The organism is Betaproteobacteria bacterium, assembly GCA_009377585.1.
In the GTDB taxonomy this organism is placed as follows: domain Bacteria; phylum Pseudomonadota; class Gammaproteobacteria; order Burkholderiales; family WYBJ01; genus WYBJ01.
In genome coordinates this window covers 1-15,812 of the sequence record WHTS01000127.1, presented here as the reverse complement: position 1 = coordinate 15,812, position 15,812 = coordinate 1, and the positions used below count along the sequence as shown (strand labels likewise).

General features: G+C 60.8%; 12 protein-coding genes and 1 pseudogene. 11 read left to right on the top strand and 2 right to left on the bottom strand.

All coding sequences use genetic code 11. The features are described 5' to 3' along the window. Positions 1 to 379 precede the first annotated feature (379 nt). The 7 genes and pseudogenes from GEV05_26140 to GEV05_26110 all read left to right on the top strand — a co-directional run bounded on the left by GEV05_26140 (position 380) and on the right by GEV05_26110 (position 9,814). Positions 380 to 901 carry a hemerythrin domain-containing protein gene (locus tag GEV05_26140; GenBank protein ID MPZ46800.1) on the top strand — a complete coding sequence of 174 codons (522 nt, stop codon included), beginning with the start codon at positions 380 to 382 and terminating at the stop codon, positions 899 to 901. Positions 902 to 993: 92 nt separating this feature from the next. Further along, positions 994 to 1,527, top strand: coding sequence for a hypothetical protein (locus GEV05_26135; protein ID MPZ46799.1), 534 nt, complete (start codon positions 994 to 996; stop codon positions 1,525 to 1,527). Between the two features lie 75 nt (positions 1,528 to 1,602). Beyond that, on the top strand, positions 1,603 to 2,763 hold the full coding sequence (locus GEV05_26130) for an acyl-CoA desaturase (GenBank protein MPZ46798.1): 1,161 nt from the start codon (positions 1,603 to 1,605) through the stop codon (positions 2,761 to 2,763). A gap of 59 nt (positions 2,764 to 2,822) precedes the next feature. Further along, the gene (gene glgX, locus GEV05_26125; protein MPZ46797.1) at positions 2,823 to 5,129 is read left to right on the top strand and encodes a glycogen debranching protein GlgX; all 2,307 of its coding nucleotides are present in this window, start codon (positions 2,823 to 2,825) and stop codon (positions 5,127 to 5,129) included. A gap of 25 nt (positions 5,130 to 5,154) precedes the next feature. Beyond that, positions 5,155 to 7,030, top strand: a pseudogene (gene treZ, locus GEV05_26120) (malto-oligosyltrehalose trehalohydrolase). Continuing rightward, positions 7,023 to 8,876 carry a 4-alpha-glucanotransferase gene (malQ, locus tag GEV05_26115; protein MPZ46796.1) on the top strand — a complete coding sequence of 618 codons (1,854 nt, stop codon included), beginning with the start codon at positions 7,023 to 7,025 and terminating at the stop codon, positions 8,874 to 8,876. The pseudogene treZ and the gene malQ overlap by 8 nt, the downstream one beginning before the upstream one ends. After that, positions 8,873 to 9,814, top strand: coding sequence for a hypothetical protein (locus GEV05_26110; GenBank protein MPZ46795.1), 942 nt, complete (start codon positions 8,873 to 8,875; stop codon positions 9,812 to 9,814). The genes malQ and GEV05_26110 overlap by 4 nt, the downstream gene beginning before the upstream one ends. A gap of 26 nt (positions 9,815 to 9,840) precedes the next feature. Here GEV05_26110 and GEV05_26105 read toward each other — a convergent pair whose 3' ends face one another. Continuing rightward, complete coding sequence (locus GEV05_26105) at positions 9,841 to 10,173, bottom strand: DUF3072 domain-containing protein (GenBank protein MPZ46794.1); 333 nt, start codon at positions 10,171 to 10,173, stop codon at positions 9,841 to 9,843. An 830-nt stretch (positions 10,174 to 11,003) separates the two neighbouring features. Here GEV05_26105 and GEV05_26100 point away from each other — a divergent pair. Continuing rightward, the gene (locus GEV05_26100) at positions 11,004 to 11,918 is read left to right on the top strand and encodes an FAD-binding protein (protein MPZ46793.1); all 915 of its coding nucleotides are present in this window, start codon (positions 11,004 to 11,006) and stop codon (positions 11,916 to 11,918) included. A 295-nt stretch (positions 11,919 to 12,213) separates the two neighbouring features. On the opposite strand, the gene GEV05_26095 is transcribed toward GEV05_26100, so the two are convergent. Next, positions 12,214 to 13,071 carry an SDR family oxidoreductase gene (locus GEV05_26095; GenBank protein ID MPZ46792.1) on the bottom strand — a complete coding sequence of 286 codons (858 nt, stop codon included), beginning with the start codon at positions 13,069 to 13,071 and terminating at the stop codon, positions 12,214 to 12,216. A 306-nt stretch (positions 13,072 to 13,377) separates the two neighbouring features. Here GEV05_26095 and GEV05_26090 point away from each other — a divergent pair, with 306 nt between their 5' ends. The 3 genes from GEV05_26090 to GEV05_26080 all read left to right on the top strand — a co-directional run bounded on the left by GEV05_26090 (position 13,378) and on the right by GEV05_26080 (position 15,586). Then, on the top strand, positions 13,378 to 14,523 hold the full coding sequence (locus GEV05_26090; protein ID MPZ46791.1) for an alcohol dehydrogenase catalytic domain-containing protein: 1,146 nt from the start codon (positions 13,378 to 13,380) through the stop codon (positions 14,521 to 14,523). A 162-nt stretch (positions 14,524 to 14,685) separates the two neighbouring features. Then, positions 14,686 to 15,243, top strand: coding sequence for a hypothetical protein (locus GEV05_26085; protein ID MPZ46790.1), 558 nt, complete (start codon positions 14,686 to 14,688; stop codon positions 15,241 to 15,243). Further along, positions 15,173 to 15,586 (top strand): hypothetical protein, encoded by a 414-nt coding sequence (locus GEV05_26080; protein ID MPZ46789.1) that lies wholly within the window; start codon positions 15,173 to 15,175, stop codon positions 15,584 to 15,586. Before GEV05_26085 ends, GEV05_26080 begins: the two co-directional genes overlap by 71 nt. The last annotated feature ends 226 nt before the right edge of the window (positions 15,587 to 15,812 follow it).

Genomic DNA, 15,812 nt, shown 5'->3' with positions numbered 1-15,812 from the left:
GGAGGCTGCGCTCATCCAGGCTGCGGCCCTACGGACTCAATCCGAACCTACCGATGACCCGGTCACGGGAGCAGAATTAGGGGCAGGCCCGGGAGCCGGCGCGAACGCGGAGCACCAAACTCGCCATCTCGAGGTGAAGAGCAGTGGCGGTTTCGTATCAAGCACTGGATGCGATTCCGCGGTGTCGTTCCACGATCCGATTTTTTCTTGGAGCACCACGCGATCGACCTCCCCCTTTCAGGCGGGTTACCCAGTCGTTACATGTATCGATCGAATGGGTAAGAGCAATAATCCGCGTGCGTTACGAATCATAGGCGGGACCGGCCTTTGCGTTATTTAAGACAGCGCTCGCAGCAACGAGCGATCACCGGAGAGAAACATAGTGGCTACGACCCGAGGCACCGCCTCACATTCTTCCAATCGTGCGAAAGCCGATTCCCGCGCTAAGACCGACGACGCGATCACCCTTCTGACCGCCGATCACGACAAGGTAAAAAAGCTGTTCAAGTCGTTCGAATCGAGCGGCTCCAATGCCGACAAGAAAGAGGCGCTCGCCGCAGAGATCTGCACCGAATTAACGGTGCATGCCACGATCGAAGAAGAGATCTTCTATCCGGCCGCCCGAGAGGCGCTGGAAGAACAAGATCTGCTTGACGAAGCCGAAGTCGAACACGCTACAGCGAAGGACCTTATCGCGCAGCTGGAGGACATGACGCCAGGCGACGAGCTGTACGACGCCAAGGTGACCGTGCTGGGCGAGTACATCGACCATCACGTCAAGGAAGAGCAGGAGGAACTGTTTCCCAAGATGAGGAAAGCCAAGCTCGACTTGAACGCGCTCGGGGCTCAAATGAAAGCGCGTAAAGAAGAATTAATGGCCGAAATGAGCGAGGTCGCTTAACGACGCAATCGGCAGGAGCCTGTGCAAACGTCCGATCAAAACATGCGGTGCATGCACAGTCATGCACCGTTTTATTTTTATGGAGAATTGACATGACAGACAGAAACACTGATTCCACAATCGTCACGGGGCTTTTCAAGGACCGTGAAAGCGCCGAGAAGGCGTATCGCTCAGTTTCAGAGCGCGGCTACGATACCAGCGACATCAACTTGGCAATGTCCGAGGACACTCGTAAACGTTACTTCAGCAACGGCGAAACCGCGACTACGGAGCTTGGCAACAAAGCGGCCGAAGGTGCGGGTGTCGGTGGCGCCATCGGCGGAACCATCGGCGCCATTGCTGCTGCGGTGGCTGCGGTCGGTACATCTATCGTCATCCCCGGCCTTGGCCTCGTGATCGCGGGTCCCGCGGCGGCCGCGCTGGCCGGTGCCGGGGCTGGCGCCGCAGCTGGCGGGGTTATCGGCGCCCTAGTGGGTTGGGGAATGCCCGAAGAGCGCGTGAAGCACTACGAAGCGGGCATCAAGGGCGGTGGCATTGTCATGGGCGTCAAACCCCGCAACGATGCAGATGCGAAGCTGTTTGCTGAAGACTGGAAAAAGCACAACGCTGAGCACGTGTACCCCTAAGACGGTCGCGACCGACGCAAGCCTTCCGAGCAAAGGCTTGTGCATCGGTCGAAGACGCAAACTAGAGTCTAAATCATGTATCTCGGTGTTCTGGAGTTGCCTTGGTGGGGCTATGTCCTTGTCACATTGGCCCTCACCCATATCACCATCGCCTCAGTAACGATCTACCTGCATCGCCACTCTGCGCACAGGGCGCTCGATCTACATCCGTTCGCTGGTCATTTCTTTCGCCTCTGGCTCTGGCTTACGACTGGAATGAGCACGAAAGCATGGACTGCCATCCACCGTAAACACCACGCGCGTTGCGATACCGAGGAGGATCCTCATAGTCCGCAGGTAAAGGGCCTACGGAGCGTGCTCCTCCAGGGCGCTGAGCTCTACAAACTGGAGGCAAGAAACCAGGAAACAATCGAGCGGTTCGGGCGAGGAACGCCGGACGACTGGATCGAGCGCCACCTCTACCATCCGCACACCGTACTTGGCCTAGGCGTGATGCTCGCAATCGACCTCGTGCTCTTCGGTGCCATCGGCTTGACCATCTGGGCGATTCAGATGATCTGGATTCCTTTGTTCGCCGCGGGCGTTATCAATGGCCTCGGTCATTATTGGGGATACCGGACCTTCCAAACCGAAGAAGCCAGTCGCAATATTGTGCCTTGGGGCGTCCTCATCGGCGGAGAAGAACTGCACAACAATCATCATGCGCACCCCTCATCGGCCCGACTATCGCACAAGTGGTGGGAGATAGACGTGGGGTGGATTTACATACGGATGCTGAGCTTTTTGAACTTGGCGACGATCAAGAAGACCGCTCCACGCGTCCGACGCGATGCGACTAAAAATAGCATTGATCATGAAACGCTGCAGGCAATCGTGATGAATCGATACGAGATCCTCGCGGCCTACACTCGAGCCGTCGCAGCCACCTGTTTACGGGAATCAGCTCGCCTTCAATCGAAGGTACCGATCGACAGGAAGACGATACGGCGTTGGCTTCGCAGCCACGACCATCAGTTGAGCGCGGAGGAAAGGCTGCGTATTGAGTCTGTTGTCACCGCGAGCCCGACTTTGACAACGGTCCAAACGATGCGCGTCGATTTGACCGAAATCTGGCGACGCTCCAGTCTCACCAAAGACCAGCTAATTTGCCACGTCGAGGACTGGTGCCGCCGTGCCGAAGAGAGTGGCGTACTCGCGTTGCGAGAGTTCTCGCTGCGTTTGAGGGCAATGCGTTAGGCAACATCGTATGGGCAGGGGGTGATGCATACGTCTCCCAGACTTTGCGAAGGTGGATAGTGAACGCTCCAGTCTCACATGTTTCCCGTCCTCAAAAACTTGCCCAGCCGCGTCTTCGCCGGACCCGGATTGAAAGCGGGCGGCCGTTTCCGCTAGGGGCGACCTGGGATGGGCGCGGCGTGAACTTCGCGCTGTTCTCGGCCAATGCCGCCAAGGTCGAGCTCTGCGTCTTCGACATCCATGGCGAGCGGGAGGTCGAGCGGATCCAGCTGCCGGAATACACCAACGAGATCTTCCATGGCTATCTGCCGGAGGCCCGTCCAGGCCTCGTGTACGGCTACCGCGTTCACGGACCCTATGAGCCCGACGCGGGGCACCGCTTCAACCCGAACAAACTGCTGCTCGATCCTTACGCCAAACAGCACACGGGCGAGCTTAGATGGGATCATGCGCTCTTCGGTTACACGATCGGATCGCCGGACGGCGACCTTTCTTTCGATGAGCGCGACAGTGCCCCGTTCCTGCCCAAGGCCCGTGTAATCGACCCAGCCTTCACCTGGGGCGACGAGCGACGGCCCAATATTTCCTGGGAGCGGGTCATCTTCTATGAGGCCCATGTCAAGGGCTTCACTCAGCGCCACCCGTGCGTCAGCGAGGCCGACCGCGGCAAGTTTGCGGGTTTGATGAACCCCGACGTTATCGCTTACATCAAGAGTCTCGGCGTTACGTCGGTGGAGTTCCTACCGATCCACTCTTTCGTGGACGACAGCTATCTGGTGGAGAAGGGGCGGCGGAACTACTGGGGCTATAACACGATCGGCTTTTTCGCCCCGGCTCCGCGGTACCTCGCGAGCCCCTTTGTCAACGAGTTCAAGGAACTCGTGTCCGCCTTCCACTATGCCGAGCTCGAGGTGATCCTGGACGTGGTCTACAACCACACGGCCGAGGGCAACGAGCTGGGACCGACCTTGTCCTTCAAGGGCATTGACAACGCCACCTATTATCGGCTGCTCCCGGACCAAAAGCGGTACTACATAAACGACACAGGTACCGGAAACACGGTCAACACTTCGCATCCGCGCGTGATGCAGCTGGTCACAGACTCGCTTCGTTACTGGGCAGGTGAAATGCGCGTCGACGGGTTCCGGTTCGACCTGGCGACGATCCTGGCGCGCGAGCCGATCGGTTTCTCGGAGGAATCCTCCTTCCTCCACGCGTGCATGCAGGACCCACTACTCTCTCAGGTCAAGCTTATCGCCGAGCCCTGGGATTGCGGTCCGGGCGGCTATCAGGTCGGTCGGTTCCCGCCCGGCTGGGCGGAATGGAACGACGGTTATCGCGACACGATGCGTGCGTTCTGGCGAGGCGACGAAGGTAAGGTCCCGGCCGTCGCCGCCCGAATCAGCGCCTCGGCCGAGGTGTTCGATAGGCGCGGCCGCAAGCCTTGGGCATCAGTGAACTTCCTCACCGCTCATGACGGATTCACCCTACACGACCTCGTCTGCTACAACGACAAGCACAATGAGGCGAATGGCGAGGACAACCGGGACGGCCACTCGCATAATTTGTCCTGCAATTACGGCGTCGAAGGACCGGCCGACGATCCGAAGCTGAACGAGCTTCGCTTCCGGCAGCTTCGCAACTTCTTCGCGACCCTACTTTTCTCGCGCGGCACGCCGATGATCCTTGCCGGCGACGAATTCGCCCGCACGCAAAGCGGCAACAATAACGCCTACGCCCAGGACAACGAGATTGGCTGGATCGATTGGCGCGTCTCGCCCGAGGCGGTCGAGCTCGCCGGGTTCGTCCAAAAGCTCATCATGCTCCGCCAGGCATTGCCTATGCTCCGACGCGGGCGCTTCCTGCGGGGAATCTACGACGAGGAGCTAGGCGTCAAGGACGTGGCCTGGATCACGCCCGCCGGCATCGAGTTCTCGGAAGAGAACTGGAGCGACTCAGCCGCGCGCTGCTTCGGCATGCTTCTCGACGGGCGCGCGCAATCCGAAGGTATCCGGCGGCCAGGCACGGACGCGACGATGCTGCTCGTCCTCAACGCCCACCACGACGTCGTGAACTTCACACTTCCCGAGGCGCCGGGCGGGCAGCGCTGGCGTTGCATCATCGACACCAACCTACCCGCGCGCGAGGAGCTGGTGCCGTTCGAGTTTGGCTCCGTGTACATGGCTACCGGCCGCTCGTTCCTGGTCTTTCTTCTGGAGCCATCAGAAAGTGACGCCTCGACGGCAGCTGCGCGACGCGCCTTCGCTCACATCTCGGAAGCATTCGTGGAGGCCTCGATCCGCTGCGTTCACTTTGCCACCGAGCCGCAGGACGTCCCGGAGGACCAAGTGCCTTCGAAGACCTGAGTGGGCACGGGTACGGCGAGCAAGCATGACGATCGGAAGGACCTTCTCGTTTGAATCGAGCTGGGGCGCAAATTACTCCAAGGCGGGTACACGCTTTCGAATATGGGCGCCTGGCGCCCAAGCGGTCGAACTCGTATCCGGCCCGGAACAGGCCGACGAGTCAATGCTCATGCAGAAAGGCGAGGGCGGTTGGTGGGATCTCACGACCGGCAACCTACAGCCCGGCTCGGGCTATGGCTTTCGGGTCGATGGGGGCAACGTCGTGCCAGATCCTGCCGCACGCGCGCAGATGGGGAACGTCCACGGGGCGCTCCAAGTTGGTCGACCCTAACGCCTACCAATGGCAAACAGCGGACTGGAAGGGTCGGCCATGGCACGAGGCCGTCTTCTACGAGCTGCACACGGGCACGTTCACGCTTGAGGGCACCTTCGACGCGGTCATCGGCAAGCTCGACCATCTGCAGAAGATCGGCATCACCGCCATCGAAGTGATGCCCGTTGCCCAGTTTGGCGGACGCCACGGCTGGGGCTATGACGGCGTGCTGCTTTATTGCCCGCACGAAGTCTATGGCGGTGCAGTAGGGCTGAAGCGTCTCGTCGACGCCGCGCACGAGATAGGCCTCATGGTCTTCCTCGACGTCGTCTACAACCATTTCGGCCCCGACGGGAACTACATCCCATCCTACCTGCCCGAGTTCTTCCACGCTGATATTCAGACGCCCTGGGGCGCCGCCATCGCCTATGACCAGGAGCCGGTGCGCCGGTTCATGATCGATAACGCGCTCTACTGGCTGACCGAATACCGGATCGACGGCCTCAGGCTCGATGCCATCGACTCGATCAAGGACACGACCGACGTCCCGCTCGTGAAGGAGATCGCCGCCCACGTGCGCGAGCTGATCATCGACCGCCACGTCCACATCACCACCGAGGACGAACGCAACATTACGTGGCATATAGAGCGCAATGACCAAGCCTCCATCTCTCTCGTCTCCGGCGAGTGGAACGATGACTTCCACCACACCGCCCATGTGATCGCGACGAATGAGCAGGAAGCGTATTACCAGGACTACGAGATCGACACCGCCGGGCAGATCGCGAGGGCCCTGGCGACGGGCTTCGTCTTTCAGGGACAGTATTCCAAGCATCGCGAGCGCGAGGTCGGAGACCGCTCCGCGCACCTACCGCCGACGGCCTTCGTCCATTTCATTCAGAACCACGATCAGATCGGCAACCGTGCGTTCGGGGACCGGCTTCGCTCATTAAGCTCGGCACGCGCCTACGACTGTATGCATGCGATCCTCCTCCTGTCGCCGCAGATCCCGCTTATGTTTCAGGGCGATGAGTTCGGCGACGCCAACTCTTTCTGCTTCTTCACCGACTTCCATGGCGAGCTCGGCGAGGCAGTGTCCAAGGGACGTAAGGAGGAGTTCAAGAACTTCTCCATTTTCCAGGACGAGCGTGCCGCTGAGGCCTTTCCCGATCCAAATAGTGAGGCCACCTTTCTAGCCTCGAAGCTGGATTGGTCACAGATTTCGCGTCCGATCCAACGGCGCCGACTGCAGGTGACGGAGGAGCTGCTCAACACCCGGCGCGCGGTGCTCATGCCGCTCCTGGAGAAGGCTAGGGGCTGTTGCGGCTCCGCATTCGTGGATGGGCGCGCATTCGCCGTCACGTGGAACCTTCAGAACAATAAGATCTATCACCTCTTCGCCAATCTCGATGACAAGATCTGGCAGATCGGGAGCGGGCGCCTCTCGGGCGAGATTGACCAAGTCGAGCTTGTCTATTCGAACCACAAGGCCGCCCTGGAGGAGCTACGGAACGGAAAGCTCGCGGCCTGGACTGCGGCTTTTCTCCTGGCCCGCTCGCCCCTGGTCGAAGGGTCCGACGATGTCTGACCGTCTCGACGACCTGGCAAGGAGCCATGGCATCCAGACCCGCTATACCTCCGAGCACGATGAGCCGACGGATATCTCGGATGAGGCCAAGCGAGCGCTTCTGAAAGTTCTCAACGTCGATCCGCAAACCGGCGAGACGGGTGATTTCGCGAGCAAGCAGCACGAGGCGGCGCGCCGCTGCGTCCTGCCGAAAGGTGTTCGCGATCGTCGCGCCTGGGGGTTGACCTGCCAGCTCTACGGTCTGCGCTCGAGCCGCAACCTCGGGATCGGCGACTTCGAGGATCTGGCGCAACTTACCGAGACAGCGGCCGAGGCGGGGGCGGCGTTTGTCGGCGTCAATCCGCTCCATGCCCTTTTTCTCGCCGATCTGAGTCGCATCAGCCCGTATTCACCTTCGACACGCCGATTTCTCAACCCGCTCTACATCGCCGTCGATCAGCTTCGCGGCGGCAAACGGGCAATCCGCGACTTGCGCGAGGAGGACGCGGGCGCGTTCGTTCGCCTTGACGGCGACCTCGTCGAGTACGGCGCCGCCGCCTCGCTGAAGGGCCGCCTGCTCCGCCGCCTCTTCGACCAACGCGACGGCGAGACCGAAGACGGCTTGGAGGCTTTTCGAAAGAAGAACCACGACAGCCTGCGTTCGTTCGCGCTGTTCGAGGCGATTTCCGCCCATGAGGTGCGTGCGGGAGGCCATGCCGGCTGGCATGGTTGGCCTGGAGATCTGCAACATCGCCAGGGCGAAGCGGTAGCGCGTTTCGAGGGCGAGCACGAGAACGACGTCCGTTTCCATGAATGGCTGCAATTCATCGCCGATCAGCAGCTCGCACACGCGCACGCCCGCGCCAAGGCGGCCGGCATGCGGATCGGCCTCTATCTCGATTTCGCCGTCGGCGTGGCTCCGGACGGAGCTGACACTTGGGCCGATCCCGATCTCACGGTGCGCGATGCGCGCGTCGGCTCGCCGCCGGACTTGCATAACTCCGAGGGCCAGGACTGGCGTCTCGCTCCTCTGTCACCAGGGGTGCTCGCCGCGCGCAAGTACAAGCCGCTGGCCGATGCCTACGCTGCCTCGATGCGACACGCGGGCGCGATGCGCATCGATCACGCCATGGGTCTTGCCCGCCTCTGGTGGATCCCCGCCAGCGGCACGGCGGCCGGCGGCGGTTATGTCTGCTATCCGCTCGGCGCTATGATCGACACCGTTGCAGAGGCCTCTGAGGTGAACGGATGCATCGTCATCGGAGAGGATCTTGGCACGGTGCCCGAAGGCTTCTGCCCGGCAATGGAGGCGGCGAACATCCTTTCCTACCGGGTGCTCTATTTCGAGCGCGGCAAGACGGGTCAGTTCGTCCCGCCAGCGCAGTATCCGGAGCTCGCGCTCGCCTGCATCTCCACGCACGACCTCGCGACCCTTTCCGGTTGGTGGACCGCGAGCGACATCACACTTCGCGCCGAGACCGGACGGCAGACGGAGGCGGCGACGGAGCGCGAACTGCAGGATCGAGAGCGGGACCGCACCGCGCTCCTGGCTGCGCTGGACCGCGAAGGCCTCCTCCCGTCCGAATACGCCGACATCCTGTCCCGCGAGCGGCCCATGCCCGTTGTCTTGGCGGAGGATCTTGCCGCAGCGATCCACCGCTTCGGCGCGCGCGCGCGATCGCTGATGTTCGCCGTGCAGCTGGAGGACGCGGTTCTCTCTCCTCGGCAGCCGAATCTCCCGGGCACCACGGATGAATACCCGAACTGGCGCATCCGCTCGGACGTGACGGTTGAGAATCTTGCCGCCGATCCCCGCTTCCAGACGATCGCCCGCGCTGTGCGCGAGGAGAGACCGGAATGCTCTTGAGCAAACAGCTCGTCGCTACCTATCGCCTGCAGTTTCGCGAGGGCACCGACTTTGAGCAAGCTGAGGACCTTGTTTCCTATCTGCAGACGCTCGGCGTCAGCCATCTCTACGCCTCTCCGGTTTTCGCGGCGGCGCCGGGCTCGACACATGGTTACGACGTCGTTGACTATAACCGCTTCGAGGAGGAACTCGGCGGCGATGCCGGCTTCAACGCTATGAGCGACGCGCTGAGGGGTCACGACCTCGGGCTCATCCTCGACTTCGTGCCGAACCACATGGGCGTTTCTCCAAAGAACCCGTGGTGGGAGGATGTGCTGCGCTGGGGATCTGAGAGCCGCTACGCTCAAACCTTCGATATCTCTTGGGAAGCCGAGAAGATCCTCATTCCCACGCTTGGCAAGCCCTATGGCGCGGCCTTGCGCGACGGCGACCTATCCGTCGTGTTCGACGAGACCCGCAACCAACTGCGCTTCGACGCCTCTGGCTACCAGCTTCCGCTGGATCCACGGACGCTGAGCCACGTCTTCTCTTTCCTAGATCATGAGGAGCGCGAAAACCTCATCCGCCGCTTCCTGACGGCGGCTCCAACCGACGGGGAGGAGTTGGACGAGCTCCTCGCTGAGCATGCTTCCCGAGCGGCTTTCGTTACCGCCCTGGACCGAGCGCTTGAAGCGATCAATGGCGACAAGACCGCCCTGCATAAGCTTCACGAGGCACAGTCGTGGCGTCTCGCCTGGTGGCGTCTCGCCCGAGAGAAGCTGTCCTATCGCCGCTTCTTCGAGATCGCGGATCATCATGGGTTCGGTGCCGGGATCGGAACTGAAGTTCTTAGGCCATCTCCGGAGAGGAAGATCATGGGTGGGGTGGTGTGGCGTTGGAAGGACGGGACAACTACGCCGTCACCGATCTCGAGGCCCATCGGAGAAGCAACGAGATGACACTGCCGCAGGCTATTGCGAAGCGGTCACGCCGAGCTCGGAGCACCTTTCGGCATCGCCTCCTGCTGCTTCCCGAGTGAGCCTGGATTACCGGTGGGATCAGGGCTGACGAGGCCCCGTTCCTCGCTGCCGTTTTGCTCGGTCTTGCCACGCCCCGTTTTTGCCTGTAGCTCGTCGATACGCTTAGACGCTTCCGCCTTTGTCAGCTTGTCGTCGAATTGGACCTTTGCCTCTTCCGAAAGCGTCTTCAGATAGGAGCGCTGGGCGCCGGTCATTGGCTCGTCACCCGTCACCCACTGGTCTGGGTCCTTTTCCATGTTGCTTTCGTCCGCGTGGGTCTGTGTCTGCTCGTCGGTCATCTGCCGTCTCCTTCGCAATCCCGGATCCAATGCGACAACTCTTTGCAAACGCCGTGCCGGGGTCTGTATGAAATGACAGTGTGTACGGCAAAGCATAGTATCTCGCATGAAATGGCACGATGGACTGAAGTTACGCAGGGTTTTGGATTGTTCCAACTGGACCGCGCTCCGCGAAGCTCATTAATCAGCGGTGCTATCGGCGGCGATCACGAAACGGTCGTCATCCTGATGTCGACCATCGCCAATGGCTGATTCAACGCCTGGAGTCATGTTAGTCAGCGGCATCGCTCAGCAGAGCATCCAAGAGGCTTTTGCTGATTTGCGTCCGCGGTCAAGGCCCGAGCCATACGCCCTCGGCAGGCGGGCTGGGGGGTCTGAAAGGCTGCAGCATGGCGGAAGCGATATGTCTGGCTAGTGCAATGCAACTGCTCCTTATTGCTGTGCTCGTCGTAGAACTCCAGCAGCGACTGCTCCAGGGACGATTGAATAGCGCTTTGCCGCTCGCCCAGTTCCATTTCTCAAATGGCGGCAGCGGCTTTCAGCGCATCGGTCTGGGACGCAACGGTCGCGGTTAAACCCTCCTGCGGCATTTGCCATTGAATTTGCAGTTCTGGCCCGGACTCCTTGGTGCCTTCTTCGACAATGCCCTTGATGAGATGTGACTAAGTCGGGATTGAATAATTGCCTGTGTCTTGCGAAGTGCACACCGCCAGGTATATGGCGTGCGGACTGCTTAGCTCCGGTGGAGGTCATATTTGCCTCACTCCTCGCTCGGAAGCGGCGTACATTTCGATTCCCTAGCCATTCATTCCAACGAGGTCGCGGCTACGATGATAAAAGTTTGGGACTCGATCATCGTTGGTGGCGGTCCCGCGGGGCTAAGTGCCGCACTAATCTTGGGTCGGTGTCGCCGCAGTGTGCTGCTAATAGATGCCCTTAGCCAACGCAACCGGTTTGCGGCTCGCATGCATGGTTTTCTTACGAGAGACGGGATATCCCCGCAAGAATTTCTCGAAATTGCCCGGTCGCAACTGCGCCCCTATTCGACCATTCATTCGATTGACGACGAGGTGGTCGACGTGCTTTTCGCGGGAAATCTGTTTCAGGCCCGGCTGCGCGGCGACCAGCAAGTCTGCGCTCATTGCATACTATTGGCGACGGGCGTGATCGACCATCTACCGGACATCGAGGGTATACAACCGCTCTACGGTCATAGCGTCCATCACTGTCCCTACTGCGATGGCTGGGAATGGCGCGATAAAAGAATTGGAGCCTTCGGCAGCGGAGACGAAAAGGGAGGTGGATTGGCATTGATGCTGAAGCAGTGGTCCGCTGATGTCCAGCTTTTTAGTAATGGCCCCGCAGGTCTTTCTCCTGCCATGCAGGCTCGGATGACAAAACAGAATATTTCCATCCGCGAGGGAAAAATCCTACGTCTCGAGGGGGAAGGCAGATGGCTGAAACGTCTCGTCCACAATGACGGTACATCGGTGCCGTGTGACGCTCTCTTTTTCAATACGGCCCAGCATCAGTGCTCGCAACTAGCCTCACGCTTGGGTTGCCGAATGACTGCGCGTGGCGGTGTGGACACGGGTGAACATGACGTCAAAACGGAGATCCCCGGACTGTTCGTGGCTGGCGATGCAACCCGCGACGTGCAGCTGGTTGCAGTCGCAGCCGCAGAGGGGGCAAAAGCCGCCTTCGCCATCAATAGGGTACTGTTGGATAGGGATGGTTTGTTGTGAGCGGTTGCCTTGTGGCCGTGCGATCGCTTGGATGGTCGGCGGGCGCGGGTTGCCCGGCAATTACGTCCGTGTCCGCATGCCGCAGCACGGCCGCACTGACAATCCTCGCGCAGATGCCCCATCGATACCGTCGTATGCCGCATACGCGCGGAGGTAGTTCTCGAGCGCGTCCATGGCGCCTTTCTCTTGATATAGCCAGACTCCACACGAGAGCCAGGAAGTGCAGTAGCAAACAGCGGACCATCTCGCTCGTTGTTGCCGTGAGCGGCGTCCGCCCGCAAGTTCGCAAGTTAAGTCACAGGATCGGTTTACCGCCAGTCACTGCGATGGTCGCTCCGGAAATATAGCTCGACAGCGGATCCGCCAGCAGCACGTAGGCCGTCGCCAGCTCCGCGGGCTGGCCCGGGCGCTGCATCGGCACCTGTTTGCCGAAGTCGGCGACGGCCTCCTCGGACAGCGTCGACGGGATCAGCGGCGTCCAGATGGGCCCGGGGGCTACCGCGTTGACGCGGATGCCCTTGCCGGCGAGCAATTGCGCCAGTCCTGCGGTGAAGTTCTGGATGGCGCCTTTTGTCGTGGCGTATGCCAGTAGGGTCGGATTGGGCGTGTCCGCGTTGACGGAGGCCGTGTTGATGATGGCACTGCCCGAGCGCATGTGCGCGGCCGCGGCCTTGGTCAGGTAGAACATCGCGTGGATGTTGACGCGGAAGGTGAGCTCCCATTCCTCATCCGAGATGTCGCCGATCTCCTTGAAGCTCGCCTGATGGGCGGCGTTATTGACGAGGATGTCAATTCCGCCCAGCTCGTCGACCGCCTGCTGCACCAGGTGGCGGCAATGGTCGGCATACTGAATGTCGCCGGCGCAGAGCACTGCCTTGCGTCCGGCGGACTCGACCAGGCGCTTAGCCTCCGCGGCATCCTCGTGCTCATTAAGGTAAGACAGCAGCACGTCCGCGCCTTCTCGAGCGTACGCGATAGCGACTGCGCGCCCGATCCCGCTGTCGGCACCGGTGATCAAGGCGCGCTTGCCCGCGAGTTTGTCCGATCCGCGATAACTGTTTTCGCCATGATCAGGGACCGGTTGCATGGCCTTGGTGCGGCCCGGCATCGGCTGCTGCTGTCTGGGAAACGGCGGCTTAGGATGTTCGATCATGTGAGGGCCTCGGAGACGGCGGTGCAAGGCTGCTAGGGTTCGATAGCATTTCCGATGCCCCCATGCGAACTGAATTTGATTGGCCACAGGGCGACAATAAACCCAGGCGGGTCCCCGAGTCATGATGGCGACGGGTCAGTGCGGCTTATATGGCGTGTAGGAGGGCTCACTTAGTGGCGAACCGACCGAAACGATTGGCAGCGTGGTGGGAAGCAGTACCTCTTGTGAAAGCAAGGAACAGAGTTACGCGAGCACGGCGCGTGCACATGGCTGAGGGGTTACTACTATTTGGACGGGAGTATCGTAATGAGAGCACTGTGCTGGCACGGTAAGTCGGACGTTCGCGTGGATAACGTACCTGACCCCAAGATTGAAGACGACCGGGACGTGATCATCAAGGTCACATCTACCGCCATCTGTGGATCGGATCTTCATCTCTTCGACGTTTATATGAAAACCATGGAAGAGGGAGATATCCTGGGCCACGAGCCGATGGGCGAGGTACTTGAGACCGGTCGGGCAATCACGCATCTCAAGCCGGGCGACCGGATCGTTGTACCGTTTACGATCTCATGTGGCAGCTGCTTCTTTTGTCAGAAGCAGCTCTACTCTCTTTGCGATACGAGTAATCCCAACGCGGACATGGCCAAGAAGGTAATGGGCCATTCACCAGCCGGTCTCTTCGGGTACTCGCACATGCTTGGCGGCTTCGCTGGCGGACAGGCGGAGTATCTTAGGGTGCCCTACGCTGATGTCAGCCCGATCAAGATTCCCGATGGCATCCCCGACGAGCGCGTCTTGTTTCTGTCGGACATCTTCCCGACCGGATACATGGCCGCGGAGAACGCCGAAATCGAGCAAGGCGAGACGGTGGCCGTGTGGGGCTGCGGACCCGTGGGTCAGTTCGCTATTCAGAGCGCCTGGATGTTCGGCGCCGGCAGAGTCATTGCGATCGACCGAGTGCCAGAGCGGCTCGCGATGGCTAAGGAGCATGGCAAGGCCGAGACCGTGAATTTCGGGGAAGTCGACAGTGTTTACGACCGACTGATGGAAATGACCAGGGGGCGCGGCCCCGATCGATGCATCGATGCAGTGGGCGCCGAAGCCCACGGAGGTGAAACATTCGACGCGGTTCTGGACAAGGCCAAAGCGGCCGTGATGCTCGGAACCGACCGCCCCCATGTGCTCCGAGAAGCCATCATGTGTTGCCGTAAGGGCGGAACGATCTCAGTCCCTGGCGTATACATTGGATTGCTCGATAAGGTGCCCTTCGGCGCCGCCATGAACAAGGGCATAACGTTCAAGACGGGACAAACACACGTCGCGCGATATCACAAGCAGCTCCTCGAACGGATCGAGCAGGGGGAAATCGACCCGTCGTTCGTCATTACACATCGCCTCAATCTTGATGACGCACCGGAAGCTGCGACCGCCGATCCGAATCTGCGTTGATTTGGCCGGTTTGAACGTGCATCTTCTTCGGGTTGCATTTTCTTCTGAAGACCGTCTCTGACGCGTCTTCTTCGAGGTTCATTTCCGTTTTCTTCAGACTGCGCCTGAGGGCGCGCGCGTGGCCGATGGGGTTGCGTTGGTCGACCCGGTCGAGGAGCGGCCATGGCGAAGGCGGGACAGCGTAAGTGCATGTGCTGCGAGCACTTCTTCGATCCCGACCATCGTAACCGTGAACGTCAACGGTACTGCTCGAATGCTGAATGTCGTCGCGCCAGTAAGGCGGTCAGTCAGGCGGCCTGGCTCGCTCAGCCCCAGAACACCGACTACTTCCGCGGTCCGCTGCATGTTGTTCGGGTTCAGCTGTGGCGCGCCGCGCATCCGGGTTATAGCCGCGGCAAAGCCCGCAAGCCGGCGGCGTTACAAGAGCCCTTGGTTGTGCAAGTGCCTGAGGATGTTGAGCAATGTTTCGTTCGTGGTGCGCTCCCCGAATCCCCCGGCGCAGCGGCGTTACAAGATCTCTTAAACGCCCCATCGCCCGTGCTGGCGGGGCTGATCGCGCACCTGTTCGAGGTAACGTTACAAGATGACATGGCGGCCACGGCGCGGCGGCTTGTACAACTAGGCCACGACGTCATCAACCGGAGCCGCCATGAAGACCGTCAAGCGCGTGCTGCGCCCGCAGCGGCTGCGCCAGGTGCCCGCGCAGTTCAGTTGGGTTGACCAGGGCCTCGTGCAGCGGCACTTCATCGATCGGTGCGAGGCGCGTGCCGCAGCACTTTATCTGTTCCTGGTCACAGTCGCCGACGCGCAAGGCCTGAGCTATTACGGCGAGGGCGCGCTCGGGGCGCGGCTGCACCTGAGTCGCGAGGAACTGGGCGCGGCGCGAGCGCAACTCATCGATCTCGAACTCATCGCCTATCAGCCACCGCTGTATCAGGTGCTGGCGCTTCCCGGAACGCCACCGCGGGTACCGACACAAGCACCGGTACGCGACTGCAGTGACGGCGCGCGCAGCGTTGCTGAACTTCTCGATCAGATGGGGCGGCGGCGTGCTCAGCTATGAGCTCTTCTGCCAGATCCGCGACCACCTGGGTCGCCAGCGCCTGAGCGTGGCACAGACCGCCCGGGCGCTCGGATTGCACCCGCGCACGGTAGCCACACGGTAGCCAAGTGGGCCCGCGTGGAGCAGTTCCACACGCGCGCGGGCGTGGCGCGCCTGGGCAAGCTCGATGCGTACAAGGGGCAAATCGTGCGCTGGCTCGATGCTCACCCGTACAGCACGCAGCAGA